Genomic DNA, 25,187 nt, shown 5'->3' with positions numbered 1-25,187 from the left:
GACCTCAGGTCCTACAGGCCGTACTTCTCCCGGGCTTCCTTCACCGCGGTCGCCTTGACCTCGCCCCGCTTCGCGAGCTGGGCCAGAGCCGCGACGACGATCGACTCGGCGTCGACACCGAAGTGGCGGCGGGCCGCCTCACGGGTGTCCGAGAGGCCGAAGCCGTCGGCGCCCAGCGAGGAGTAGTCCTGCTCGACCCACTGCGCGATCTGGTCGGGGACCTGGCGCATGTAGTCGGAGACCGCGAGCACCGGGCCCTCGGCGCCGTTCAGCGCCTGACGGACGTACGGCATCCGCTCCTCGCCCCGCAGCAGGGCCGCGTCGGCCTCCAGGGCGTCGCGGCGCAGCTCGGTCCAGGAGGTCGCGGACCACACGTCGGCGGCCACACCCCACTCCTCGGCGAGCAGTTTCTGCGCCTTGATCGCCCAGTGGATCGCCGTGCCGGAGCCCAGCAGCTGGATGCGCGGCGCGTTGGCCACCGGGGACAGGCCCGCCGACTCCGCCGTGCTGAACCGGTACAGGCCCTTGACGATGCCCTCCTCGACGCCGAGGCCCGAGGGCTTCGCGGGCTGCGGCAGCGGCTCGTTGTAAACGGTGAGGTAGTAGAAGACGTTCTGGTCCTCACCCGGGGCCGCCTCGCCGTACATACGGCGCAGACCGTCCTTGACGATCGCCGCGACCTCGTACGCGAACGCCGGGTCGTACGTCAGCGCGGCGGGGTTGGTCGCCGCGATCACCGGCGAGTGACCGTCGGCGTGCTGGAGGCCCTCGCCCGTCAGGGTCGTACGGCCGGCCGTGGCGCCGACGAGGAAGCCGCGGCCGAGCTGGTCGCCGAGCTGCCACATCTGGTCGGCCGTGCGCTGCCAGCCGAACATCGAGTAGAAGATGTAGAACGGGATCATCGCTTCGCCGTGCGTGGAGTACGCGGTGGACGCGGCGATGAAGTCGGCCATCGAACCGGCCTCGGTGATCCCCTCGTTGAGGATCTGGCCGTTCTCGGCCTCCTTGTAGTACATCAGCTGGTCGCGGTCGACCGGCTCGTACGTCTGGCCCTTGGGCGAGTAGATGCCCAGGGACGGGAAGAGGCTCTCCATGCCGAAGGTGCGCGCCTCGTCGGGGACGATCGGCACCCAGCGCCTGCCGGACTCCTTGTCGCGGACCAGGTCCTTGACGAGCCGGACGAAGGCCATGGTGGTGGCCACGTTCTGCGTGCCGGAGCCCTTGTCGAAGGAGGCGAACGCCTTCTCCGCCGGGGCCGGCAGCGGGGCCAGTGCGTGCGTACGGCGGGCCGGGGCCGGGCCGCCGAGCGCCGCCCGGCGCTCCTGGAGGTAGCGGACCTCGGGGGAGTCGGCGCCGGGGTGGCCGTACGGCACGACCCCGTCGACGAACTGGCTGTCCGAGATCGGCAGCTCCAGCAGGTCGCGCATCGTCTTGAACTCGTCCACCGAGAGCTTCTTCATCTGGTGGTTGGCGTTCTTCGACGCGAAGCCCTCGCCGAGGGTGTGGCCCTTGACCGTCTGGGCCAGGATGACCGTCGGGGCGCCCCTGAACTCCACGGCCGCCTTGTAGGCCGCGTACACCTTGCGCGCCTCGTGGCCACCGCGGGAGAGGTGGAAACACTCGAGGATCTTGTCGTCGCTCAGCAGCTTCGCCATCTCGGCGAGCGCCGGGTCCTTGCCGAAGAAGTCCTCGCGGATGTAGGCGGCGCCGCGGGTCTGGTACGTCTGCACCTGGGCGTCGGGTACCTCGCGCAGGCGGCGTACCAACGCGCCCGTGGTGTCGAGCTGGAACAGCTCGTCCCAGGCGGTGCCCCACAGGGTCTTGATGACGTTCCAGCCGGCCCCTCTGAACTGGGCCTCCAGCTCCTGCACGATCTTGAAGTTCGCGCGGACCGGGCCGTCGAGGCGCTGCAGGTTGCAGTTGATGACGAAGGTCAGGTTGTCCAGACCCTCGCGGGAGGCCAGCCCGAGGGCGGCGGTCGACTCCGGCTCGTCCATCTCGCCGTCGCCCAGGAAGGCCCAGACGTGGGACGAGGAGACGTCCTTGATGCCGCGGTTGGTCAGATAGCGGTTGAAGCGCGCCTGGTAGATCGCCGACAGCGGGCCGAGGCCCATCGACACCGTCGGGAACTCCCACAGCCAGGGCAGGCGGCGGGGGTGCGGGTACGACGGGAGACCGCCGCCCGCGGACTCGCGGCGGAAGTTGTCGAGGTGGTCCTCGCCGATCCGGCCGTCGAGGAAGGCGCGGGCGTAGATGCCGGGGGAGGCGTGGCCCTGGATGTACAGCTGGTCGCCTGAGCCGTCCGCCTCCTTGCCCTTGAAGAAGTGGTTGAAGCCGGTCTCGTACAGCCAGGCCGCGGAGGCGAAGGTGGCGATGTGGCCGCCGACGCCGTATTTGCTGCCCCGGCTGACCATCGCCGCCGCGTTCCAGCGGTTCCAGGCGGTGATCCGGGCTTCCATCGCCTCGTCACCGGCCGCGGACGGCTCGGCGGCGGTCGGGATGGTGTTGACGTAGTCGGTCTCGAGAAGCTTGGGCAGCGCGATGCCGGTGCCCTCGGCACGCTCCAGCGTGCGACGCATCAGGTACGCCGCGCGGTGCGGCCCGGCCGCCTTGGCGACCGCGTCCAGTGAGGCCTGCCATTCGGCTGTTTCCTCGGGGTCACGGTCCGGGAGCTGGTCGAGCGCGCTCGGCTGGATGGCTTTGGGGTCGGTCATGTCGCCGCCTTCCTCAGTCGAAGGGGGTTCCCTCATCGGTAAGGGTTCGGGGGTGCCCTTTGTCTTTGGCAGGACAGGGCTTGGGGCCTCGGTGGAAGCCCGTCGGCGACTCTAACTCCCTGATCGATGATCGATCAAAGGGTTGAGAGGCAAAACCTCTTGATCACGAGAAAATAGGCACGCGGTGCCTCCGGCGACGGCACCGGGTGTCGCCGAAAGCGGCGATTTCCGCAGGTCGGGCGGCGTTTGAGCGGTGACCTGCTCCGGTGTTCGGGTGGGTCCCGAGGGCTGTTGTTCAGCGCACCGCGCGTCTCAGGCCCGCGGCGCGCACCCCAGCACATGGGCCTTCACGATGTCGGCGATGCGAGGATCGCGGCGGCGGAACGCGGCCACCAGTTCCTCGTGCTCCTCGGCGTACGACTGCTGCACCGTGCCCAGCCAGCGGATCGACAGGGCGGTGAAGACCTCGATGCCGAGCCCCTCCCAGGTGTGCAGCAGCACCGAGTTCCCGGCCGCCCGGACCAACTCCCGGTGGAAGCCCACCGTGTGCCGCACCTGCCCCGTCCCGTCCGCGTCCCGGTCCGCCTCGTACAGCGCGGCGACATGCGGCTCCAGGGCCGAGCAGTCCTCCGCCAGCCGCGCCGCCGCCAGCTCCGCCGCGATCGCCTCCAGACCGGCCCGGACCGGGTAGCTCTCCTCCAGGTCGGCCGCGGTCAGGTTCCGCACCCGGACACCCTTGTTCGGCGCCGACTCGATCAGCCGCAGCGACTCCAGCTCCCGCAGCGCCTCCCGCACCGGGGTCTGACTGACCTCCAGCTCGGTGGCGATACGGCGCTCCACGATCCGCTCGCCCGGCTTCCAGCGCCCGCTGACGATCCCCTCCACGATGTGCTCGCGGATCTGCTCGCGCAGCGAGTGGACGACGGGCGCGGTCATGAGGGCTCCTTAGGGAGGGGCCGCCCATCGGCCCCGGGGGCGTTTGACGTTTAGACAATAAGGCCGCGGGCCCTTCCGGGAGGGGCGCACGGGGGCGCTTTCGCGCAGGTGAGACGAGGCTTACACGCTCTCAGCTCGACGACTTCTGTCAAGACACGGAACCCCGAAGGCTCGTTCGGTGTCGCGGTCGGCAGAGGGGTTCCCGACCGGGGCGCCCCTCGTCATGACGGGGGGCGGCATGGACATCGGGGGACGGCGGGGACCGCTGTACTGGACGGTCGCGGCGGCCGTGATCGGCGCGCTCGTCAGCGGGACGGGCTGTCGGCAGACGCCCACCCGGGCGGAGAGGAAACCGGCCGGCACGGCCACGGAAGGGATCACGGGCATGGCGGGCGCGGCCCGGGGCGGCGGGCCCGGCGGCGCCTGCGTCTTCGTCAAGCCGGACGGGGCGCAGCGGTTCGGCCACGTCGGCTGGGGCTTCCGCGTCACCGGTACCGACCGCTGGGTGTACGGCGCGGTCGAGAACCCGAGCGGCAGGCTGTACACCCCGCCGGGCGGCGACGTCGGCGCCTGGCACGCGGAGGGGACGTACGCGCGCATGCTCAGCGAGATGTCCCGGGACGCGAACCATCCGGGCACGTCGGAGCACCCGTACAGCCGTTACCGCTGCACCTCGTCCGCGACGGGTGACGTGCCGGCGGCCCGGGCGATGATCCCTGTCGTCGCCGAGCGGGGCTTCCTCGTGGGCGTCGACCCGAGGACCGGGAAGCTCACCTCACGGGACTGCCTCGACGCCACGTACGACGTGCTGAAGGCCTACCGCACCCAGCGTCTGACGCGTGCGGCGAAGCTGTCCATCCCCAACGTCTGGGTGGAGTCCCTGTGGGGCTGGTCGGACAAGAAGCTGACGCCCCGATGAGACGCCGGTGCCCCCGCCCGGAAAGTTCCGGACGGGGGCACCGTACAAGCAAGCGGAAAGCCGGACTACAGGCCGAGCTCGACCTCGAACTCGCCCGCCTCCAGGATCGCCTTGACCGCGGTCAGGTAACGGGCCGCGTCGGCGCCGTCCACCAGACGGTGGTCGTAGGACAGGGTCAGGTACGTCATGTCGCGGACGCCGATGACCGTGCCCTCCTCCGTCTCGATGACGGCCGGACGCTTGACCGTGGCACCGATACCGAGGATCGCGACCTGGCCCGGCGGCACGATGATCGTGTCGAAGAGCGCACCGCGCGAACCGGTGTTGCTGATGGTGAAGGTCGCGCCGGACAGCTCGTCCGGGGTGATCTTGTTGGCGCGGACCTTGCCCGCGAGCTCCGCCGTGGCCTTGGCGATACCGGCGATGTTGAGGTCACCGGCGTGCTTGATGACCGGGGTCATCAGGCCCTTCTCGGAGTCCACCGCGATACCGATGCTCTCGGTGTCGAAGTAGGTGATCGTGCCCTCGGCCTCGTTGATCTTGGCGTTGATGGGCGCGTGCGCCTTCAGCGCCTGGGCCGCCGCCTTGACGAAGAACGGCATCGGGGAGAGCTTGACGCCCTCACGGGCCGCGAACGCGTCCTTGGCCCGGCCGCGCAGCTTCATCAGACGGGTGACGTCGACCTCGACCACCGAGGACAGCTGGGCCTGCTCGTGCAGGGCCTTGACCATGTTGTCGCCGATGACCTTGCGGATGCGCGGCATCTTGACGGTCTGGCCACGCAGCGGGGAGGCCTCCAGGACCGGCGCCTTCTTGGCGGCGGCTGCCGGAGCGGCGGCCGGAGCCGGAGCGGCGGCGGCGGCCTTCGCGGCCTCGGCGGCGGCGGTGACGTCCTGCTTGCGGATACGACCGCCCACGCCGGTGCCCTTGACGGTGGCCAGGTCGACGCCGTTCTCGGCGGCGAGCTTGCGCACCAGCGGGGTCACGTAGGCGCCGTCGTCACCGGAGGTGGCGGCGGGAGCCTGCGCGGCCGGAGCCGGAGCCGGAGCGGCCGGAGCCGGGGCAGCCGGGGCCGGGGCAGCGGCCACCGGGGCGGGAGCCGGAGCCGGGGCGGGCGCCGGAGCGGCCGGAGCCGCGGGGGCTGCCGGCGCGGGAGCCGGAGCCTCGGCAGCAGGGGCCGGAGCCGGGGCGGCGGGGGCCGGAGCAGCGGCCGGAGCCGCGCCCGGGGCGCCGATGACGGCCAGCTTGGCACCGACCTCGGCGGTCTCGTCCTCGCCGACCGTGATCTCGAGCAGCACACCGGAGGTGGGCGCCGGGATCTCGGTGTCGACCTTGTCCGTGGAGACCTCGAGCAGCGGCTCGTCGGCCTCGACGGAGTCGCCGACCGACTTCAGCCAGCGGGTGACGGTGCCCTCGGTGACGGACTCACCGAGCGCGGGCAGGACGACGTCCGTGCCCTCGGCGCTGCCGCCGCCGGAGGCGGCCTCTGCGGTGGGAGCAGGAGCCGGGGCGGCCTGCTCGGTGGACGGCTGGGCGGCCGGAGCCGGCTCGGGCGCCGGAGCGGCGACCTCCTCGGCGGCCGGGGCCGGGGCGGCAGCGGGTGCGCCCGTGCCGTCGTCGATGACGGCCAGCTCGGCGCCGACCTCAACGGTCTCGTCCTCGGCGACCTTGATGGACGCCAGGACACCGGCTGCGGGGGAGGGGATCTCGGTGTCGACCTTGTCGGTCGACACCTCGAGCAGCGGCTCGTCGGCCTCGACGCGCTCTCCCTCGGCCTTCAGCCAGCGGGTGACAGTGCCCTCGGTGACGCTCTCGCCGAGCGCCGGAAGGGTTACGGAAACCGCCATGGTTTCGGTTGCTCCTTACAAGTGCGGAAGTCTGTGTCGTCGCGTTCGTCGACCGAGGGTCAGTCGTGCGAGTGGAGGGGCTTGCCGGCCAGGGCCAGGTGGGCCTCGCCGAGCGCTTCGCTCTGCGTCGGGTGGGCGTGGATGAGCTGGGCGACCTCGGCGGGCAGCGCCTCCCAGTTGTAGATCAGCTGGGCTTCGCCGACCTGCTCGCCCATGCGGTCGCCGACCATGTGGACGCCGACCACGGCTCCGTCCTTGACCTGGACGAGCTTGATCTCGCCCGCGGTGTTCAGGATTTTGCTCTTGCCGTTGCCGGCGAGGTTGTACTTCAGGGCGACGACCTTGTCCGCACCGTAGATTTCCTTGGCCTTGGCCTCGGTGATGCCCACGGAGGCGACCTCGGGGTGGCAGTACGTCACCCGGGGGACACCGTCGTAGTCGATCGGAACGGTCTTCAGACCGGCCAGACGCTCCGCCACCAGGATGCCCTCGGCGAAACCGACGTGCGCCAGCTGGAGCGTCGGGACCAGGTCACCGACGGCGGAGACGGTCGGGACGTTGGTGCGCATGTACTCGTCGACCAGGACGTAGCCGCGGTCCATGGCGACGCCCTGCTCCTCGTATCCGAGACCGGCGGAGACGGGCCCGCGGCCCACCGCGACCAGCAGGAGCTCGGCCTCGAACTCCTTGCCGTCGGCGAGGGTGACCTTGACACCGTCGGCCGTGTACTCGGCCTTGGAGAAGAAGGTGCCCAGGTTGAACTTGATGCCGCGCTTGCGGAACGCGCGCTCAAGAAGCTTGGAGGAGCTCTCGTCCTCGAGGGGCGCCAGGTGCTTGAGGCCCTCGATGATCGTGATGTCCGTGCCGAAGGACTTCCAGGCGGAGGCGAACTCGACGCCGATGACGCCGCCGCCCAGGACGATCGCCGACTTCGGCACGCGGTCCAGGACCAGAGCGTGGTCGGAGGAGATGATGCGGTTGCCGTCGATCTCCAGGCCCGGCAGCGACTTCGGCACGGAGCCGGTCGCCAGCAGGACGTGGCGGCCCTGGACGCGCTGGCCGTTCACGTCGACGGAGGTGGGGGAGGAGAGGCGGCCCTCACCCTCGATGTACGTCACCTTGCGGGAGGCGACAAGTCCCTGCAGGCCCTTGTACAGGCCGGCGATGACACCGTCCTTGTACTTGTGGACCCCGGCGATGTCGATGCCCTCGAAGGTGGTCTTCACACCGAACTGCTCGCTCTCGCGGGCCTGGTCGGCGATCTCGCCCGCGTGCAGCAGGGCCTTGGTGGGGATGCACCCCCGGTGCAGGCAGGTACCGCCGACCTTGTCCTTCTCGATCAGGGCGACGTCCAGGCCCAGCTGCGCCCCGCGCAGGGCCGCGGCGTAACCACCGCTACCACCGCCGAGGATCACTAGGTCGAAAACGGTGCTGGCGTCGTTCGCCACGTCACGTCCTCCATGCATGTGCGCCACGCCGGTCTGCGGTGACCGGTCGGCGGCTGGTGTCCGGCCGCTCGTTCTTCGGCCCTTCGGTGGGGCCCTGTCCTGCCGAGCCCCATCTTCGCACTTGTCGTGGCAGTAAGAGACGCCGGGCCGGTGTGTGAGACGTCGCACTCATACGAGCAACGGCAACTCGACCGACCGCAGGGGCGCGGGGCTGTGTCGTTCTGCGGCTCTGCTGCGTGGGCGCGACCAGCCGTGCGGGGGACGGACGGCAACGCCGCAGGGGCGCGGGGCTGTGTCGATCTGCGGCTCCGCCGCGCGGGCGCGACCAGCCGTGCGGGAACGGCAACGCCTCAGGGGCGCGGGGCTGTGTCGATCTGCGGCTCCGCCGCGTGGGCGCGACCAGCCGTGCGGGGAACGGCAACGCCGCAGGGGCGGGGAACTGCGCGACCAGCCCCCACGCCCCCGCGGCCGCCGCACAACCGAACGGACCGGGCTACTGGGCGGACGTCAGCCCAGGTCACCCGCGGCGGTCAGCTCCGCCAGCCGCACCAGCGTGCGCACCGCCGTCCCCGTGCCGCCCTTCGGCGTGTACCCGAAGGGCCCGCCCTCGTTGAAGGCCGGTCCGGCGATGTCCAGGTGCGCCCAGGTGATCCCCTCGCCCACGAACTCGCGCAGGAAGAGCCCGGCGACCAGCCCGCCGCCCATCCGCTCACCCATGTTCGCGATGTCGGCGGTGGAGGAGTCCATGCCCTTGCGCAGGTGCTCCGGCAGCGGCATCGGCCACGCCGGCTCACCGACCTCCTCGGCGGCCTCGTGCAGCGCGGAGCGGAACGCGTCGTCGTTCGCCATGATCCCGAACGTCCGGTTGCCCAGCGCCAGCATCATCGCGCCGGTCAGCGTCGCCACGTCCACGATCGCGTCCGGCTTCTCCTCGGAGGCCGCCCACAGCGCGTCGGCGAGGACCAGGCGGCCCTCGGCGTCGGTGTTGAGCACCTCCACGGTCTTGCCGCTGTACATGCGCAGCACGTCGCCGGGGCGGGTCGCGGAACCCGACGGCATGTTCTCGGCGAGCGCCAGCCAGCCGGTGACGTTGACTTCCAGCCCCAGACGCGCGGCGGCGACCACGGCGGCGAAGACCGCCGCCGCACCGCTCATGTCGCACTTCATCGTCTCGTTGTGGCCGGCCGGCTTGAGCGAGATGCCACCCGAGTCGTAGGTGATGCCCTTGCCGACGAAGGCGAGGTGCTTGTCCGCCTTGGAGGAGGTGTACGACAGCTTCACCAGCCGCGGACCCGCCGCCGACCCGGCGCCGACGCCGAGGATGCCGCCGTAGCCGCCCTTGACCAGGGCCTTCTCGTCGAGCACCTGCACCTTGATGCCGTGCTCCTTGGCCGCGGTCTGCGCGACGGCGGCGAACGCCTCGGGGTTGAGGTCGTTCGGCGGCATGTTGATCAGGTCGCGGGCGCGGTTGAGCTCCTCGGCCACGGCGGTGGCACGCTCGAGTGCCGCCTTGTAGGCGCGGTCGCGGGGCTTGCCGCCGAGCAGCGCGGCCTCGGCGAGCGGCGCCTTGCCGTTCTTGCCCTTGGCGTCGCTCCTGCCGTTCTCCTTGTACGTGTCGAAGGAGTACGCCCCGAGCAGGACGCCCTCGGCCACCACACCGGCATCCGCGGCGTCCGCGAGCGGCAGCGCGAACGCGGCCTTCTTGGAGCCGGAGAGGGTTCGGGCGGCGACGCCGGCGGCCCGGCGCAGCGCCTCGGCGTCGAAGCCGGAGTCCTTCTCGGGCTCGGCGCCCAGGCCCACCGCCACCACGAGCGGCGCCTTGAAGCCGGCCGGTGCGGGCAGCTTCGTCACCTCGCCCTCGGCACCGGAGGCACCGAGGGTTTCCAGGACGCCGGCGAGCTTGCCGTCGTACGCCTTGTCCACGGCCTCGGCGCCCGGTGCGACGACCGGGCCCTCAGCGCCCTTGGCAACACCGATCACGATCGCGTCGGCCCGCAGGCCGGGCGCCGCGGCGGTGCTGAGAGTGAGAGCAGTCACGGTGGTGAAATCTCGCTTCCGTTGAAGTCCGTTGTGGCCGAACAGGGGTGGGTCGGCCGAGCCCGAAACCGACCCTAGAACCCTCGCGCGGGCCTGGTCTCTACCAGGGCAGGTAAACACCCGACATGAGCCTACGCTCGGGCTCGGTGTCGATCATTCCCATGGCCGTTCACCTGTCGGTGCCGTCCTGGCCACTTCTTGGTCCTCGGACCCGGTGAGCTGAGTCACACTCGCCTGGTTCCGGCGAGCGTACGCCTCTTCCTCACCCGGCACCGCGACCGGTACGGCACGGTTGCGGGCGCGGGCGATCATCCGCGCTCCGGAACCGAGTTCGATGCTCGAGAAGGGCGGCCCGGGGTGTGGTGCAGGGCCTGCTAGCGGCCCAGGCTCAGTGCGACGAGCACCGCCGTGGCCGCCGTCTCCGCGAGCCCGCCGAACACGTCACCGGTCACCCCGCCGAACCGTCGGAGGCAGCGCCGCAGGAGGAGTTCGGCCACGGCGAGGGCGGCGAGGACCGCGAGGGCCGTGCGGACGGCGTCGTACGGTCCGAACATCCCCCCGGCCGCGGCCGACGCCAGCGTGACCGCGACGACGGTCATCACCGCACCCCGCACCGGCACCACCCCCGCCACCGCGGCCCCCAGCCCTTCCGGCCGGGCGGCAGTCACCCCGGTGCGGGCGGCCACGGTGAGGGCCAGGCGGGCGGCGGTCGCCGAGACGACGGCGGCGAGGGCGCCCCGGGACCACGAGTCGGCGTAGAGCTGCGACAGTGCGGCCACCTGGGCGAACAGGGCGAAGACGAGGGTGATCACACCGAAGGGCCCGATGTCCGACTGCTTCATGATCCGTAGCGCGTCCTCGGCGGGCTTGCCGCTGCCCAGCCCGTCCGCGGTGTCCGCGAGCCCGTCCAGGTGCAGTCCCCGGGTGAGCGCGGCGGGTACGGCGGCGGAGGCGACGGCGGCGAGCAGCGGCCCCGCACCCAGGAACAGCAGGAACAAGCCGAGCGCGGCCGCGCAGACGCCGACCGCCAGCCCTGCCGCCGGGGCGCACAGCATGCCGCCGCGGGCGGCCTCCCGGTCCCAGCGGGTCACCTTGACCGGGAGCACGGTGAGGGTGCCGAAGGCGAAGCGGAGGCCGTCCGGCCAGGAGGCGGGCGAGGAGGTCGTGGACACCGGCGCAGGTTACCCGGCGGTCGCGAGAGCACCCGGGGCACCCATGGATAAAGTGCGCATATGGGACATTGGCTTGAGCGGAACATCATCGAACCGGGCAAGCTGCCACTGCTCTGCGCCCTCACCGCCTTCGTGCTCACGTTCCTGATCACCCGCGTCGTCACCCGCATGATCCGGGCCGGCAAGGGGCCCTTCGGCAACGTCAGCGCCGGGGGAGTGCACATCCACCACGTGGTCCCCGGCATCGTCCTCACCGTCCTCGGCGGCTTCGGCGCGGTCGCCAGCAACCGGCACGGCTTCGGCTCGGCCGCTTTCGCGGTCGTCTTCGGCATCGGTGCGGGCCTGGTCCTCGACGAGTTCGCGCTGATCCTGCACCTCGACGACGTCTACTGGACCGAGGCGGGACGCAAGAGCGTCGAGGTCGTGGTGCTCACGGCGGCCCTCGTCGGCCTGGTCCTGTGCGGATTCGTGCCCTTCGGGGTCAACGACCTCGACGAGGACGAGCTCCAGGACCGCGGCTCCGTCATCGTGAGCGTGGCCGTGAACTTCTTCTTCTCGCTCCTCGCCCTGGCCAAGGGAAAGGCCCGCACCGCGATCTTCGGGGTGATCGTCCCCCTCATCGCCCTCGTCGGCACCATCCGGCTGGCCCGCCCCGGCTCCCCGTGGGCCAAGCGCTTTTACCGCCGCCGCCCACGCGCCCGTGCCCGATCCCGCCTGCGCGCCTACCGTCACGACCGCCGCTGGGCGGGCCCTCAGCGCAGGATTCAGGACCTGATCGGCGGCAAGCCCGACCCGGCGCCGGCCCGTGCCCTCGAACGCCGGTGACGCAGCTCCGACACCCCGCACAGCACCAGCACCGCCGCGATAGCCGCCAGATGCTCCTTGCCGGCCAGATTCCCCTTCAGTGCCACCTCGACCACCATCGCCGCGCTCACCGCGGCCGCGGTGACATACGCGCCGTAGCGCCATCCGACGAACACGGCGAGGCCCACCACGGCAGCCGACGGCCCGGTGTCCACGACGTGCGCGTCCGAGCCGGGCAGGCCCAACGGGCTGTCGGGGCCCAGCCGGATGCCCACGCGCGCGTACAGCGTGCCGGCGAGAGTGGCGGTGTACGCGAGGGTGAGCGTCCGCCACCGGCCCAGACAGATCTCGGCGATCCCGAACACCAGCAGGACCTGTACCAGGGCACCCCAGACGGGCAGATCCAGGGCGGGCACGAACAGGGACAGGGGGGTGCGAAGGAGGGCGAGCCAGAGCGGGTCCTGGGCGCGCACGCCCCCGATGTTCTGCACGAACTGATAGCCCCACGACTGGTTGTGCACCAAGTGCAGGGCCGCCGTCAGGCACACGGCCCCGAGGGCCATGGGGAGCGCCCTCCACCCGCGCCGGATCAACGGCACGCGCACGGAGACGTACAGCAGCTCCCATTCGGCGCGGGCCCAGCGGGCGAGCGTCTTCATCGGGCGGCCCCCTCTCCGTTCCGGCGTCTTCCTCGTGCCGCCCTTCTGCACCGTGAGCTTCGGAGCTGAGCAGCGAGCGCCACAGCCTCAGCACCGACCCGGCGCCGAGGCGTGCACCACGTTCGAAGACCGACCGGAACATGGCGAAGTTGAGAGAGGCCTGAGTGATCTCGATCTCGTGCGCCCGGCGCAGCAGATCGATGACCATGAACTCCGTCAGCCCCGTTGGTGCAGTCCGGTCCCGCCGCAAGGTCATCGCGAAGGCGAACAGCGCGAGGTGGAGAATCCACGCGGCCCGCTTCCGCCGCCGCAGGTGATCGCCAGGAATGCCGCGAACACACCGGAGGCGAAGCCGGCGGTCAGCAGATACGGCGTGAAGAGGTCCTCCTGGTTGTGCCGCCGCACGTCCTGCCCCAGGGAAACCCACACCGCACTGAGGAAGTTGACGAACGCGACGGCCCGCACATACCGGACAGCAAGCCCGGCGGCCCGCCGAGAGGCCGCGGTCGACCGCGGGACCACCGCGGCCCGCCGCTCCGCCGTGCCCGGCCGGGCCCGGGGCTGGACACGTTCCACGGCGCGGGATCACATGGGCGCCGTTGCCCGTTTTCTTTCCGCGCTGCGGCGCTCAGCCCCTGCGGCGCAGTCGCACGGGCGGAGTTGCGGCACGCGACGGCGGTGGGGCCGCTGCCGGGGGCCTTGCCCGGCCCGCGAGGACCCCGGCGAGGTCGAACTCGCCGCCGTGCCGAACCGTCCGCCCCCGACGCCTACTCCTTCTCGGGCTCCTCGGAGGCCGCCGACGGCTCGGAAACCTGCGGCTCCTCGGAATCCGCCTGCTTAACGGAAACCGCCGGCTCCTCGGAATCGGCCGCCTGCTCGGAATCCGCCGGCTCCTGGGAATCCACCGGCTTCTCGGAGAACTCCGGCTTCTCGGGCAGTTCGGCGGCCAGTGCCGCCGCGGCCTGCACCAGCGGCAGCGCCAGCAGCGCCCCCGCCCCCTCCCCGACCGTCACCCCGTGGTCGAGCAATGGCTCAAGCGCCATCCGGTCCAGCGCCTTCGTCTGTCCCGGCTCCCCGCTGTTCTGCCCGGCCAGCCACCAGTCCGGCGCCCGGAACGCGATCCGCTGCCCCACCAGCGCACAGGCGGCCACCACGACACCGTCCAGAATCACCGGCATCTTCCGCACCGCACTCTGCAGCAGGAAGCCCGTGAGCGCGGCGAGGTCGGCCCCGCCCACCGTCGCCAGCAGTTGCAACTGATCCCCGAGCACCGGCCGGGCCCGCCTGAGCGCGTCCCGGATCGCCGCGCACTTGCGCATCCACGCCAGGTCGTCGATCGCCTGCCCGCCCCGCCCGGTCACGACGGACGCGTCGGTCCCGCACAGCGCGGCGATCAGCGTGCCCGCGGCCGTGGTCCCGCCCACGCTCACATCGCCGAGCACGACCAGATCCGTACCGGAGTCGGCCTCCTCGTCGGCGACGGCGATCCCGGCCAGGAACGCGGTCGCCGCCTCCTCCAGCGTGAGCGCGTCCTCGATGTCGATACGGCCGCTGCCACGCCGCACCCGGCGCTCCGCGACATCCGCGGGCAGCGTCTGCGGATCGCAGTCCAGCGCCATGTCGATCACCCGCACCGGCACGCCGAGCCGCCGGGCGAGCACGGACACGGGCCGGCCGCCCTCCACGACCTCGCGTACCAACTCGGCCGCGCCGCCCGCCGGCCGCCCCGAGACGCCCAGTTCGGCGATGCCGTGGTCACCGGCGAACAGAACGACCCGCGGCCGTTCGATCGGCCGCACCGGCACGGCCGACTGTGCCGCGGCCAGCCACTCACCCAGTTCGTCCAGCCGTCCCAGCGCTCCGGGCGGCACGATCTGACGCTCCCGGCGCGCCTCGGCGTCGCGGCGCACCCCGCCGTCGGGGCGCTCGATCAGATCGGTGAAGTCGTCGAGATTAAGCGAGCTCATTCGCCGAACAGTACCGGCCCTGATCGAACACGGCGGCGCCACATCGCCACGACGACCGCGCGACGTCGTTGCACTCAAGATCGGCATCCCATACGTTCCGCTTTGAAGCGGAATGTCGTACGTCTCCGGGAGCCGCCATGTCAGCATCCCCCGCGCCCTCCGTACGGCGCCTTCGTTCCACCGCCCGGGCCATGCTGCGGTTCCCCGAACCGGAGAGCTGGCTGGACGTGGGCACGGGCGAGGCACTCTTCCCCGAGGCCGCCAGGGAGGTCTTCCCCTACACGTCCTTCGACGGCCTGGACACCACGCCCCGAGTCGAGTGGGCCCGCTGGGCGGAACGCGTCGAGGAGGCCCACCTGGGCCGGCTGACGGACCCGCAGATCACCGCCCGCCTCCGCGCCCGCTACGACGTGGTCAGCCTGCTCCACCACCTGCCGCACACCCCGGACCCGCACGCGGAACTCCGCGCCGCCCTGACCGTGCTCCGCCCCGGCGGCCACCTTCTCCTCGAACTCCCGGACCCGCGCTGCGCGTTCGCGAGACTCCTGGGCAAGCGGTGGCACGCCCACCCCCGGCCCGGGGCCCCTCCTTTGACGGCCCTGGACGACCTCCGCGCGGAACTGGAGGCCCAGGGCTGCACGATCCTCACGACGGACCGCCGCGCGGCGCACGTCCCCCACGACCTGTCGTCCGCGCTGTCCCAGGTCCTGCCCAGGTCCCTGCCCCCGTGGGTGACCACGGCCCTGCTGGCCGCGGCCAGGGCGACGGACCACGCCCTGGCCCCCGTTCTCCGCCGCACCCGCTTCTCGAACGCGTACCGCGTGATCGCCCGCAAGGACGAAGTCAGCCCCGTAGCACCAGTGCCTGTCCCGCCACGACCAGCAGGACCTGCTCGCACTCGGCCGCGAAGGCCGCGTTGAGGCGACCGAGCTCGTCCCGGTAGCGCCGCCCGGAGGCGGTGGCCGGGACGATGCCGGAGCCGACCTCGTTCGACACGGCGACGACCGTCCGCCGAGTGGTCCGCACCGCCTCCGTCAGGTCCCGCACCCGCGCCCGCAGCGCCCGCTCCCCGCCGTCGGCCCACTCCGCGTCGTCCCACGCCCCGACGGCGTCCATGGCGTCCGTCAGCCACAGGGACAGACAGTCGATGAGCAGCGGCGGCCCGTCGTCCTTCAGCAGGGGCACCAGGTCGCACGTCTCGGCCGTACGCCACGAGCCCGGCCGCCGCTCCCGGTGCGTGGTGACCCGCGCGGCCCACTCGCCGTCCCCGTTCCGGGATCCGCCGGTCGCGACGTACAGCACCTCCGGAAAGGGCTCCAGGCGCCGCTCGGCCTCCACCGACTTCCCGGACCGGGCACCGCCCAGCACCAGCGTCCGCCGCGGCACATCCGGTACGTCCTCGTAGGCGCCGACCGTCAGTGTCGTCCCGTCCGGCACGGCCCGCGCCCCTGCCGCGGCGAGCCGCCGCCGCAACTCGGGCCCCGGCGGCACGTCGTGGTCGAGATGGACGGCGACCACGTCCGTCGTGGGCCCGAGCGCCCTCACGGCCCGCAGCCTGGCGAGCGCGTCCGGCCGCCCCACGACGTCGGCGAGCAGCATGTCGTAGGTCTCGGCGAACCCGTTCTCCAGCCCGGCCGGCGCTCCTTTGGGCGGCAGATACAGCAACCGCTGCCCGTCGGGGCCGGTCACCGCGTATCCGGTCCCCGGCGCGTCCATCGCCACCGCCCGCACCCGATGCCCCGTCAGCAGCGTCAACTCCCGCCCGTCCGGCACCCGTCCGGGTTGCGGCAGCCCGGCCGGCACCTCGACCGCCGGCCCGTCGTGCGGATGCGACAACAGCACCTGCGCCACGCCGCCCAGCGAACGCCCCGCCCGCGCTGCCGCGAACGCCGCCCCGGGGGTCAGATCGAGCAGCAGCGTCCCGTCCACGAGCAACGAGGTCGCCGCCCGGGCATCCACCCCGAGCGCAGCCGCGCAGGCAGCACAGGGACAGTCGGGGCGAGGGAGCCCCGCAGGGCCGCCGGTGCCGAGCAAAGTAACGTCCACAGCCCGATTCTCGCCGGTCGCTGCCCGACTTGCGCGACTGGGACGCCCCTGAGGGGCGCGGGGAGCGCGCGACCGGCTCCGGACGGCCCGCACCATGACCACGACCCGCAGTCCCACGGCGACCCGCAGTCCTACGACCATCCGCTGTCGTGCGACGACCCGCAGTCTTCCAACGGCTCACCCAGCGAGCGAATAGGCTGCGGGCAGGAGCCGGACCAAGATCCGGTTCCCGCTGTGCAGTGTGCTCACATCAGGGAGGCGTACATGGCGGCATGGACGTGGCGGTTCGAGAAGTCCGACGGCAGCGAGGTGCAGCCCGCGGTGGTGCCGGAGGAGTTCACCACGCAGGGGGACGCCGAGTCCTGGATCGGGGAGTGCTGGAAGGATCTTCTCGAAGGCGGCGCGGACCAGGTGCACCTGTTCGAGGACGGTACGAAGATCTACGGTCCGATGAGCCTGCACGCCCAGGAGGCGTAGCCGGAAGGGGCGGCCGGACCCCGGCCGCCCCTTCTCGTCATCCCCGCAGCTCGCGTGGGTCAGCCCCGCACCCCGCACAGGTGCAGCAGCGCCGCGACCCCCCGGTACGGATCGGTCCGCCCGGCCCGCTCCTCGACCGTCAGCAGTGTCTCGACGTCGTCCGGCATCTCCGCCCCGTCCGTCGCGGTGTCGGTGAAGACCCGGACGCCGTACCAGGCCTGCAGCGGTGCCCCGATGCCCGCGAGGGTCGCGGTCAGGGTCGCCAGGCGGTCGGCGCGTACGTCGAGTCCGAGACGGTTCGTGTACGCGGTGGTGTCGAAGGCGGCCAGCGCCCCGCCCCAGTCGCCCGACAGCCCCGGCCGCATGGCCAGCGCGTCCGCGTTGCGCACGAGCAGCGACAGCAGCCCGCCCTGGGCGAGCATCCGGGCCAGCCCCGCCAGCAGCGGATCCGGCTCCTCGACGTACATCAGCACGCCGTGGCACAGCACGACGTCGAAGCTGCCCGGCAGGAAGTGCACCCCGGTGTCCCGGCCGTCGCTCTGGACGAGCCGCACCCGCTCCCGGATCCCCTCCGGTTCGGCGGCCAGAGCCTCCCGGGCGGCGGAGATCATGGTGCTGTCCTGCTCGACGCCGGTGACCTGATGCCCGGCCCGGGCCAGCCGCAGTGCCTGCGTGCCCTGGCCCATCCCCACGTCGAGCACCCGCAGGCGCCGCCCCACCGGGAACCGCCCGACTATCTGCTCGTCGAGCTGCCGGGCCACCAGCTCCTGTCGTACGACGTCCCGCAGTCCGCCCAGCTTGTCCAGCCAGACCTCCGCGCCCCCGGTGAACGGCGTAGTGCTCAGGGCCGCTCTCCGCGCTTGACCTGCGGCTTCGGCAGCCGGAGCCGGCGCATCTGCAGGGAGCGCATCAGCGCGTAGGCGACGGCACCGCGCTTGTTCGCGTCCGGGAAGCGCTCGGCCAGCCGCTTCTTCAGACGCAACCCGCTAAGCACCGAGTCGAGCACGATCAGCACGATCACGACCAGCCACAGCAGCAGCGCGATGCTCTGCAGCGCGCCCACCCGCACCATGCTCAGCACGAGGATGACCACGGCCATCGGCAGGAAGAACTCGGCGATGTTGAACCGCGAGTCGATGAAGTCGCGCGCGAACTTGCGCACCGGGCCCTTGTCGCGCGCGGGGAGGTACCGCTCGTCACCGCCGGCGAGCGCCTGGCGCTGCTTCTCCATCTGCGCACGTCGCTCGTCGCGCTGACGCTTGGAGGCCTCCTTGCGCGACGTCGGCGTGGTGGCGACGCTGCGGCGCTGGGTCTGGGCCTCACTCCGCTTGGGAGTGGGGCGACCCTTCTTGGCCTGCGGGTCACGGGTCTGCTTGGAGTCGGTCAGCGGCGCCTTGTCGGCGGCCGGTGCCTTCTCATCCTTGGCGCGGCTACGGAACACAAAACCCAAGGGTACGGGGTGCGGGGGCATGGACCCCAGCCCGGTGGGGAACGATCCGGCAACACCGGTCGTCTCTAGGGGGACAGAAGGGGACGCGGACGCCGGGTGAACCTCTGCTCACCCTGATGGTCACCTACTCCTTACGCCGGAGCAGGGCCTTGGTCAGTCGTCCTTGGGGATGAGCGCATCCGTCCCCGAACAGTGCGGTAATGGATGCAGGGCCCGTACTGTGGGTTCTGTCGCAGAGCTGGAGCTGTAAGTCGTCAGAAGGGGGCGCGCGAAGCCCATGAGCGGTGTCATGAAGCGTATGGGGATGATCTTCCGCGCGAAGGCGAACAAGGCCCTGGACAGGGCCGAGGACCCGCGCGAAACCCTCGATTACTCGTACCAGAAGCAGCTGGAGCTGTTGCAGAAGGTGCGCCGCGGTGTCGCCGACGTGGCGACCTCGCGCAAGCGCCTCGAACTCCAGCTGAACCAGCTGCAGTCCCAGTCCTCCAAGCTGGAGGACCAGGGCCGCAAGGCCCTCGCGCTGGGCCGTGAGGACCTCGCCCGCGAGGCGCTGTCCCGCCGTGCCGCGCTCCAGCAGCAGGTGACGGACCTGGAGACCCAGCACTCCACGCTCCAGGGCGAGGAGGAGAAGCTCACCCTGGCGGCCCAGCGGCTCCAGGCCAAGGTCGACGCCTTCCGCACCAAGAAGGAGACGATCAAGGCCACGTACACCGCGGCGCAGGCACAGACCCGCATCGGGGAGGCGTTCTCCGGCATCTCCGAGGAGATGGGCGACGTCGGCCTGGCGATTCAGCGCGCGGAGGACAAGACGGCCCAGCTCCAGGCGAGGGCGGGAGCCATCGACGAACTGCTGGCCTCCGGCGCGCTCGACGACCAGTCCGGCATGCACAAGGACGACATCCAGGCCGAGCTCGACCGGCTCTCGGGTGGTACGGATGTAGAGCTGGAGCTGCAGCGCATGAAGGCGGAGCTGGCCGGAGGCACGTCCGGGCAGCAGGCCATCGAAGGTGGCACGAGCCAGCAGCAGTCCCAGCAGCAGCCGCAGGACACCCCGCGCTTCGACAAGCAGTAACCCGGCCGGGGCCCACGCCGAGGAGGGCGACATGATCGTACGGATCATGGGGGAGGGGCAGGTGAGGCTGGCCGACGGCCACCTCACCGAGCTGAACAGGCTGGACGACGAGCTCCTGACCGAAATGGAGAACGGCGACGGGAGCGGCTTCCGCCGCACCCTGGTAGCCCTGCTGGCCAAGGTCCGCGAACTGGGCGAACCCCTGCCCGACGACTCCCTGGAGCCGTCGGAACTCATCCTCCCGTCGCCGGACGCGACGCTGGAGGAGGTACGGGAGATGCTGCGGGACGACGGGCTGATCCCGGGGTGAGCTCCAGGCCGGGAGCCAGATCTCGTCCCACCGAGACCGGTGGTGGGTGGGCATAGGTCCGGGGTCCGGGGCGGAGCCCTCGGTGACGGTCATCCGACGCCCCCCGTACCTTGGACCGACGTGAGCATCCTCGAGCGCGCCCGGCGTCACCTCAAAGCGCACCCCATGGCGTTGGACGCCGCCCTGGCGGCCGGCGTACTCGCCTGCATGGTGGCCGGCTCGTTCGTGGACCCGCACGGAGAGCGCAACGTCAGCTGGGGCTTCCGTACGCCCGACCCCCTCGGCCTGGTCCTCATCGCCCTCGGTGCCGCCGCGCTGGTGTTCCGACGCCGAGCCCCCCTGACGGTCCTCGCCCTCACCGGCACGGTCTCCCTCGTCGCGGCCGTCGCCAGCGACCCCCGCGCCCCCGTCGCGATGTCCGCGGTCATCGCCCTCTACACCGTCGCCGCCTCCACCGACCGCCCCACCACCTGGCGCGTCGGCCTGCTCACCATGACCGTCCTCACCGGCGCTTCCATGCTCGCCGGCCCCTTGCCGTGGTACGCCCAGGAGAACCTCGCGATCTTCGCCTGGACCGGCATCGGCGCCACCGCGGGCGACGCCGTCCGCAGCCGCCGCGCCTTCATCCACGCCATAAGGGAGCGCGCCGAGCGGGCCGAGCGCACCCGCGAGGAGGAGGCCCGCCGCCGGGTCGCCGAGGAACGCCTGCGCATCGCCCGCGACCTGCACGACGTCGTCGCCCACCACATCGCCCTGGTCAACGTCCAGGCCGGAGTCGCCGCCCATGTCATGGACAAGCGGCCCGACCAGGCCAAGGAGGCCCTGGCGCACGTACGGGAGGCAAGCCGCTCGGCGCTGAACGAACTGCGCGCCACCGTCGGGCTGCTGCGCCAGTCCGGCGACCCGGAGGCACCGACCGAACCCGCCCCCGGCCTGGCCCGGCTCGACGAACTCGTCGGAACCTTCCGCAGCGCGGGGCAGCACGTCGAGGTGGCCCGTGCGGACCACGGGACCACCCTGCCGGCCGCCGTGGATCTGGCCGCCTACCGGGTCATCCAGGAAGCCCTCACCAACGTGCAGAAGCACGCCGGGACCGCGGCAAAGGCCGAGGTCAGCGTCGTACGCGTGGGACCGAACGTCGAGATCACCGTCCTCGACGACGGCGCCGGCGAGGAACAGGACCCCGGGACCGTCGGCGGCCACGGCCTGCTCGGCATGCGCGAGCGCGTCACCGCCCTGCGCGGCACCCTCACCACCGGTCCCCGCTACGGAGGCGGCTTCCGCGTCCATGCGATCCTGCCGATCAAGACCCGCACAGCCGTCACCGGAAAACCGGGGGAATCCGTATGACCATCCGTGTCCTGCTCGCCGACGACCAGGCACTGCTGCGCAGCGCATTCCGCGTGCTCGTCGACTCCGAGTCCGACATGGAGGTCGTGGGCGAGGCGTCCGACGGCGCGGAGGCGGTGCGGCTGACCAAGGAGGAGCGGGCCGACGTCGTCCTGATGGACATCCGGATGCCGGGCACCGACGGCCTCGCGGCCACCCGCATGATCAGCGCCGACCCCTCGCTCGCCCATGTCCGGGTGGTCATCCTGACGACCTTCGAGGTCGACGACTACGTGGTGCAGTCGCTGCGCGCGGGCGCCTCCGGCTTCCTGGGCAAGGGCTCCGAGCCGGAGGAACTCCTCAGCGCGATCCGGGTCGCGGCCGGCGGCGAGGCGCTGCTGTCCCCGGCCGCCACGAAGGGCCTCATCGCCCGCTTCCTCGCCCAGGGCGACGCGGGGGACGAGGAGCGCGACCCCGCCCGCGCGGAGCGCCTCGCCGCGCTGACCGTGCGGGAGCGCGAGGTCCTGGTCCAGGTCGCGGGCGGCCACTCCAACGACGAGATCGCCGGGCGGCTCGAAGTCAGCCCGCTCACGGTGAAGACGCACGTCAACCGGGCCATGGCCAAGCTGGGCGCCCGGGACCGGGCACAGCTCGTGGTGATCGCGTACGAGTCGGGTCTGGTACGTCCAAGGGTGGAGTGACCTCAGCCCTCCCGTACTGCGGCCGGAGTATGAGCCGCATAAGGAAATGGACCTGGGGGCTACGGATCACCCCTCTCGGATGGCTCAGGGTGTAGGGGCGGTCGCTCATCTGTGCGGCCGTTCCTGAACTTCTGCCGCTCACAGAAGAGAGATTCCTGACCCATGTCCTGGCTGTCGAGATTCAGCCTCGCTCAACGGGCCCTGATAGGCCTGATGTCCATCATCGCGCTCGCGTTCGGCGCGATCGCGATCCCGCAGCTGAAGCAGCAACTCCTGCCCACCATCGAACTGCCGGTCGTGTCGGTGATCGCCCCCTACCAGGGCGCCTCCCCCGACGTCGTCGAGAAGCAGGTCGTCGAGCCCATCGAGGACAACCTCGAGGCCGTGGACGCCATCAGCGGCGTCACCTCCACGGCCAGTGAGGGCAACGCCGTGATCATGGCGTCCTTCGAGTACGGCAACGACACCGCGCAGCTCGTCGCCGACGTCCAGCAGGCCGTCAACCGCGCCCGCGTCCAGCTCCCGGACGACGTGGACCCGCAGGTCGTGGCGGGCTCCACGGACGACATCCCGACCGTCGTCCTCGCCGTCACCTCCGACCAGGACCAGCAGGCCCTGGCCGACCGGCTCGACCGGACCGTCGTACCGGACCTCAAAGACATCGACGGCGTCGGCCAGGTCACCGTCGACGGCGTACGGGACCTCCAGGTCACCGTCACCACCCCCGACGACGCGAAGCTCGCCAAGGCGGGCCTGAACACGCAGGCCCTCACCCAGGCGCTCCGGGCGGGCGGCGCGACCGTCCCGGCCGGCTCCTTCGACGAGGACGGCAGCAACCGCACCGTCCAGGTCGGCGGCGGCTTCACCTCGCTGCGGCAGATCCAGGACCTGATGCTCACCGGTGAGGGCGCCAAGAAGCCCGTACGCCTGGGTGACGTGGCCACGGTGGAGGAGCAGCAGGCCACGGCCGACTCCATCACCCGCACCGACGGCAGGCCGAGCCTCGCCGTCTCGGTCACCATGGACCACGACGGCAGCGCGGTCGCCATCTCGAACGCGGTCGACGACAAGCTGTCCGAGATGCGCAGGGACCTCGGCGCGGGCACCTCCGTCACCGTCGTCAGCGACCAGGGCCCCGCGGTCTCCAAGGCCATCGACGGCCTGACCACCGAGGGCGCCCTCGGACTGCTCTTCGCGGTCCTCGTCATCCTGGTCTTCCTGGCATCGATCCGCTCGACGCTGGTCACGGCGGTCAGCATCCCGCTCTCCGTCGTGCTCGCGCTGATCGTGCTGTGGACGCGCGACCTGTCCCTGAACATGCTCACGCTCGGCGCGCTGACCATCGCCATCGGCCGGGTCGTCGACGACTCGATCGTGGTGCTGGAGAACATCAAGCGGCACCTCGGGTACGGCGAGGAGCGCCAGGACGCCATCCTCAAGGCGGTCCGCGAGGTGTCCGGCGCGGTGACGTCCTCGACGCTCACCACGGTGGCCGTGTTCCTGCCGATCGGCCTGGTCGGCGGCATGGTCGGCGAGCTGTTCGGCTCGTTCAGCCTGACCGTGACGGCGGCCCTGCTGGCCTCGCTGCTGGTGTCGCTGACGGTCGTGCCGGTCCTGTCGTACTGGTTCCTGCGCGCCCCGAAGGGCACCCCCGCGGACGCCGAGGAAGCCCGCCGCAAGGCCGAGGAGAAGGAGGCGAAGAGCAAACTCCAGCGCCTCTACGTCCCCGTCCTGAGGTTCGCCACCCGCCGCCGTCTGACGAGCGTGGCGCTCGCGGCCGTGATCCTCGTCGGCACGTTCGGCATGGCCCCGCTGCTGAAGACGAACTTCTTCGACCAGGGCGAGCAGGAAGTCCTCACCGTCAAGCAGGAGTTGAAGCCGGGCACCAGCCTGGCGGCCACCGACGAGCAGGCCCAGAAGGTCGAGAAACTGCTCGCCGACACCAAGGGCGTCAAGGACTACCAGGTCACCATCGGCTCCTCCGGCTTCCTGGCGGCCTTCGGCGGCGGCACGGACTCCAACCAGGCGTCCTACCAGGTGATGCTGGACGACTCGGCGTCGTACGAGGACGTCCAGGACAGCATCGAAAAGGGCCTGCACCAGCTGTCCGGCATCGGCACCACCACCGTCGCCGCCGGTGACGGCTTCGGCAACCAGGACCTCAGCGTGGTCGTCAAAGCCGCCGACGGCGGCGTGCTGCGCGAGGCCGCCGAGGAGGTCCGCAAGGCCGTCGCCGGTCTGGACGACGTCACGGACGCCACCAGTGACCTGTCGCAGAGCGTGCCGCGCATCTCGGTCAAGGCCAACTCGGAGGCGGCGGCCGCCGGCTTCGACGACCAGACCCTCGGGGCGGCCGTCACCCAGGCCGTACGCGGCACCATCGCCGCCAAGGCGATCCTGGACGACACCGAGCGGGACATCGTCATCAAGTCGGCGAAGCCGGCCAGGACGCTGGCCGAGCTCAAGGCCCTTCGGCTGGGCCCGGTGAAGCTCGCCGACATCGCCACCGTGCGGCTGGTCGACGCCCCGGTGTCCATGACCCGCATCGACGGCCGGCGGGCGGCCACCATCACCGCGAAGCCGACCGGCGACAACACGGGTGCGGTGAGCGCCGACCTGACGTCGAAGCTCGACGCCCTGAAGCTCCCGGCGGGCGCCACGGCCGAGATCGGCGGGGTCTCCCAGGACCAGGACGACGCGTTCAAGAACCTGGGCCTGGCGATGCTCGCGGCGATCGCGATCGTGTTCATGCTGCTGGTCGCGACCTTCCGCTCGCTGGCCCAGCCGCTGATCCTGCTGGTCTCCGTCCCGTTCGCCGCGACCGGCGCGATCGGCCTGCTGGTGATCACGGGCACCCCGATGGGCGTCCCCGCGATGATCGGCATGCTGATGCTGATCGGCATCGTGGTGACGAACGCGATCGTGCTGATCGACCTCATCAACCAGTACAGGAACCAGGGATACGGCGTCGTCGAGGCGGTCGTCGAGGGCGGCCGCCACCGTCTCCGCCCGATCCTGATGACGGCCCTGGCGACGATCTTCGCCCTGCTCCCCATGGCCCTGGGCGTCACCGGCGAGGGCGGCTTCATCGCCCAGCCGCTCGCGGTGGTCGTGATCGGCGGCCTGGTCACGTCGACGCTGCTGACCCTGCTGCTCGTTCCCACGCTGTACGCGATGCTGGAGCTCCGCAAGGAGCGCCGGGCGAAGAAGCGCGAGGCGAAGGGGGCGAAGAAGGCCGGGCTGCCGTCCCGGCAGGCGTCCTCGGACGAGCCGGAGCCCGCGTCCGTGTGACCGTCCGG

Annotated in this window: 20 protein-coding genes and 1 pseudogene; 9 read left to right on the top strand and 12 right to left on the bottom strand. The window is 71.5% G+C overall.

Going from position 1 to position 25,187, the window contains the following annotated elements; translation table 11 throughout:
* Positions 1 to 11: 11 nt before the first annotated feature.
* Together aceE and ACFWWR_RS29155 are read right to left on the bottom strand one after the other, a co-directional pair.
* Positions 12 to 2,714: a pyruvate dehydrogenase (acetyl-transferring), homodimeric type gene (gene aceE / locus ACFWWR_RS29160; protein ID WP_384306164.1), complete on the bottom strand. Its 2,703-nt coding sequence runs from the start codon at positions 2,712 to 2,714 to the stop codon at positions 12 to 14.
* Between the two features lie 312 nt (positions 2,715 to 3,026).
* On the bottom strand, positions 3,027 to 3,650 hold the full coding sequence (locus ACFWWR_RS29155; RefSeq protein ID WP_383867224.1) for a GntR family transcriptional regulator: 624 nt from the start codon (positions 3,648 to 3,650) through the stop codon (positions 3,027 to 3,029).
* 238 nt (positions 3,651 to 3,888) lie between these two features.
* On the opposite strand from ACFWWR_RS29155, the gene ACFWWR_RS29150 reads away from it, so the two are divergent.
* Positions 3,889 to 4,569, top strand: a complete 681-nt coding sequence (locus ACFWWR_RS29150) for a hypothetical protein (RefSeq protein ID WP_383867226.1) — start codon at positions 3,889 to 3,891, stop codon at positions 4,567 to 4,569.
* A gap of 65 nt (positions 4,570 to 4,634) precedes the next feature.
* On the opposite strand, the gene sucB is transcribed toward ACFWWR_RS29150, so the two are convergent.
* From sucB to ACFWWR_RS29130, 4 genes are all read right to left on the bottom strand, one after another.
* Positions 4,635 to 6,416, bottom strand: coding sequence for a 2-oxoglutarate dehydrogenase, E2 component, dihydrolipoamide succinyltransferase (gene sucB, locus ACFWWR_RS29145; RefSeq protein ID WP_384306162.1), 1,782 nt, complete (start codon positions 6,414 to 6,416; stop codon positions 4,635 to 4,637).
* Positions 6,417 to 6,475: 59 nt separating this feature from the next.
* Complete coding sequence (gene lpdA, locus ACFWWR_RS29140; RefSeq protein WP_383867230.1) at positions 6,476 to 7,864, bottom strand: dihydrolipoyl dehydrogenase; 1,389 nt, start codon at positions 7,862 to 7,864, stop codon at positions 6,476 to 6,478.
* Between the two features lie 507 nt (positions 7,865 to 8,371).
* Complete coding sequence (locus ACFWWR_RS29135; RefSeq protein ID WP_383867232.1) at positions 8,372 to 9,901, bottom strand: leucyl aminopeptidase; 1,530 nt, start codon at positions 9,899 to 9,901, stop codon at positions 8,372 to 8,374.
* Between the two features lie 374 nt (positions 9,902 to 10,275).
* Positions 10,276 to 11,073 (bottom strand): adenosylcobinamide-GDP ribazoletransferase, encoded by a 798-nt coding sequence (locus tag ACFWWR_RS29130; protein ID WP_384306160.1) that lies wholly within the window; start codon positions 11,071 to 11,073, stop codon positions 10,276 to 10,278.
* A gap of 60 nt (positions 11,074 to 11,133) precedes the next feature.
* Here ACFWWR_RS29130 and ACFWWR_RS29125 point away from each other — a divergent pair, with 60 nt between their 5' ends.
* Complete coding sequence (locus ACFWWR_RS29125; RefSeq protein ID WP_383867236.1) at positions 11,134 to 11,898, top strand: hypothetical protein; 765 nt, start codon at positions 11,134 to 11,136, stop codon at positions 11,896 to 11,898.
* Here ACFWWR_RS29125 and ACFWWR_RS29120 read toward each other — a convergent pair.
* From ACFWWR_RS29120 to cobT, 3 genes and pseudogenes are all read right to left on the bottom strand, one after another.
* A complete protein-coding gene (locus ACFWWR_RS29120) occupies positions 11,838 to 12,536 on the bottom strand; it encodes a hypothetical protein (RefSeq protein ID WP_383867238.1) in 699 nt (232 codons plus the stop codon). The two genes, ACFWWR_RS29125 and ACFWWR_RS29120, sit on opposite strands and share 61 nt — an antisense overlap.
* Before the next feature lie 124 nt (positions 12,537 to 12,660).
* Positions 12,661 to 13,058 (bottom strand): annotated as a pseudogene (locus ACFWWR_RS29115) (hypothetical protein); the annotation flags it as partial.
* Between the two features lie 245 nt (positions 13,059 to 13,303).
* Entirely contained in the window at positions 13,304 to 14,503 is a 1,200-nt protein-coding gene (cobT, locus tag ACFWWR_RS29110; protein ID WP_384306157.1) for a nicotinate-nucleotide--dimethylbenzimidazole phosphoribosyltransferase, read from the bottom strand.
* A gap of 68 nt (positions 14,504 to 14,571) precedes the next feature.
* Between cobT and ACFWWR_RS29105 the strand changes: the two genes are divergently transcribed.
* Entirely contained in the window at positions 14,572 to 15,423 is an 852-nt protein-coding gene (locus ACFWWR_RS29105; protein WP_383867241.1) for a class I SAM-dependent methyltransferase, read from the top strand.
* Here ACFWWR_RS29105 and ACFWWR_RS29100 read toward each other — a convergent pair.
* Complete coding sequence (locus ACFWWR_RS29100; protein ID WP_383867243.1) at positions 15,347 to 16,549, bottom strand: bifunctional adenosylcobinamide kinase/adenosylcobinamide-phosphate guanylyltransferase; 1,203 nt, start codon at positions 16,547 to 16,549, stop codon at positions 15,347 to 15,349. The genes ACFWWR_RS29105 and ACFWWR_RS29100 overlap by 77 nt on opposite strands.
* A 264-nt stretch (positions 16,550 to 16,813) precedes the next feature.
* Here ACFWWR_RS29100 and ACFWWR_RS29095 point away from each other — a divergent pair, with 264 nt between their 5' ends.
* The gene (locus ACFWWR_RS29095; protein WP_383867245.1) at positions 16,814 to 17,026 is read left to right on the top strand and encodes a hypothetical protein; all 213 of its coding nucleotides are present in this window, start codon (positions 16,814 to 16,816) and stop codon (positions 17,024 to 17,026) included.
* Between the two features lie 59 nt (positions 17,027 to 17,085).
* Here the strand turns inward: ACFWWR_RS29095 and ACFWWR_RS29090 are convergent, their stop codons facing one another.
* Together ACFWWR_RS29090 and ACFWWR_RS29085 are read right to left on the bottom strand one after the other, a co-directional pair.
* The gene (locus ACFWWR_RS29090) at positions 17,086 to 17,787 is read right to left on the bottom strand and encodes a methyltransferase domain-containing protein (RefSeq protein ID WP_383867247.1); all 702 of its coding nucleotides are present in this window, start codon (positions 17,785 to 17,787) and stop codon (positions 17,086 to 17,088) included.
* Positions 17,788 to 17,867: 80 nt separating this feature from the next.
* Positions 17,868 to 18,497 (bottom strand): DUF3043 domain-containing protein, encoded by a 630-nt coding sequence (locus tag ACFWWR_RS29085; RefSeq protein ID WP_383867249.1) that lies wholly within the window; start codon positions 18,495 to 18,497, stop codon positions 17,868 to 17,870.
* Between the two features lie 283 nt (positions 18,498 to 18,780).
* Between ACFWWR_RS29085 and ACFWWR_RS29080 the strand changes: the two genes are divergently transcribed.
* From ACFWWR_RS29080 to ACFWWR_RS29060, 5 genes are all read left to right on the top strand, one after another.
* Positions 18,781 to 19,548, top strand: a complete 768-nt coding sequence (locus ACFWWR_RS29080) for a PspA/IM30 family protein (RefSeq protein ID WP_384306189.1) — start codon at positions 18,781 to 18,783, stop codon at positions 19,546 to 19,548.
* 31 nt (positions 19,549 to 19,579) lie between these two features.
* Positions 19,580 to 19,858, top strand: coding sequence for a hypothetical protein (locus ACFWWR_RS29075; RefSeq protein WP_383867251.1), 279 nt, complete (start codon positions 19,580 to 19,582; stop codon positions 19,856 to 19,858).
* Positions 19,859 to 19,978: 120 nt separating this feature from the next.
* Positions 19,979 to 21,208 carry a sensor histidine kinase gene (locus tag ACFWWR_RS29070; RefSeq protein ID WP_383867253.1) on the top strand — a complete coding sequence of 410 codons (1,230 nt, stop codon included), beginning with the start codon at positions 19,979 to 19,981 and terminating at the stop codon, positions 21,206 to 21,208.
* On the top strand, positions 21,205 to 21,888 hold the full coding sequence (locus tag ACFWWR_RS29065; RefSeq protein WP_383867255.1) for a response regulator: 684 nt from the start codon (positions 21,205 to 21,207) through the stop codon (positions 21,886 to 21,888). The genes ACFWWR_RS29070 and ACFWWR_RS29065 overlap by 4 nt, the downstream gene beginning before the upstream one ends.
* A gap of 162 nt (positions 21,889 to 22,050) precedes the next feature.
* A complete protein-coding gene (locus ACFWWR_RS29060) occupies positions 22,051 to 25,179 on the top strand; it encodes an efflux RND transporter permease subunit (protein ID WP_384306154.1) in 3,129 nt (1,042 codons plus the stop codon).
* Positions 25,180 to 25,187 lie beyond the last annotated feature (8 nt).

Source organism: Streptomyces sp. NPDC058678 (assembly GCF_042714835.1).
Taxonomy (GTDB): domain Bacteria; phylum Actinomycetota; class Actinomycetes; order Streptomycetales; family Streptomycetaceae; genus Streptomyces.
The sequence above is the reverse complement of the archived record's forward strand: the minus strand, read 5'-3'. Positions and strand labels throughout refer to the sequence as shown.

What these genes read in the sequence shown, in the direction of transcription:
- aceE (WP_384306164.1), bottom strand. Translation starts at nt 2,714, where the DNA reads ATGACCGACCCCAAAGCCATCCAGCCGAGCGCGCTCGACCAGCTCCCG.
- ACFWWR_RS29155 (WP_383867224.1), bottom strand. Translation starts at nt 3,650, where the DNA reads ATGACCGCGCCCGTCGTCCACTCGCTGCGCGAGCAGATCCGCGAGCAC.
- ACFWWR_RS29150 (WP_383867226.1), top strand. Translation starts at nt 3,889, where the DNA reads ATGGACATCGGGGGACGGCGGGGACCGCTGTACTGGACGGTCGCGGCG.
- sucB (WP_384306162.1), bottom strand. Translation starts at nt 6,416, where the DNA reads ATGGCGGTTTCCGTAACCCTTCCGGCGCTCGGCGAGAGCGTCACCGAG.
- ACFWWR_RS29125 (WP_383867236.1), top strand. Translation starts at nt 11,134, where the DNA reads ATGGGACATTGGCTTGAGCGGAACATCATCGAACCGGGCAAGCTGCCA.
- ACFWWR_RS29120 (WP_383867238.1), bottom strand. Translation starts at nt 12,536, where the DNA reads ATGAAGACGCTCGCCCGCTGGGCCCGCGCCGAATGGGAGCTGCTGTAC.
- cobT (WP_384306157.1), bottom strand. Translation starts at nt 14,503, where the DNA reads ATGAGCTCGCTTAATCTCGACGACTTCACCGATCTGATCGAGCGCCCC.
- ACFWWR_RS29095 (WP_383867245.1), top strand. Translation starts at nt 16,814, where the DNA reads ATGGCGGCATGGACGTGGCGGTTCGAGAAGTCCGACGGCAGCGAGGTG.
- ACFWWR_RS29085 (WP_383867249.1), bottom strand. Translation starts at nt 18,497, where the DNA reads ATGCCCCCGCACCCCGTACCCTTGGGTTTTGTGTTCCGTAGCCGCGCC.
- ACFWWR_RS29080 (WP_384306189.1), top strand. Translation starts at nt 18,781, where the DNA reads ATGATCTTCCGCGCGAAGGCGAACAAGGCCCTGGACAGGGCCGAGGAC.
- ACFWWR_RS29075 (WP_383867251.1), top strand. Translation starts at nt 19,580, where the DNA reads ATGATCGTACGGATCATGGGGGAGGGGCAGGTGAGGCTGGCCGACGGC.
- ACFWWR_RS29065 (WP_383867255.1), top strand. Translation starts at nt 21,205, where the DNA reads ATGACCATCCGTGTCCTGCTCGCCGACGACCAGGCACTGCTGCGCAGC.
- ACFWWR_RS29060 (WP_384306154.1), top strand. Translation starts at nt 22,051, where the DNA reads ATGTCCTGGCTGTCGAGATTCAGCCTCGCTCAACGGGCCCTGATAGGC.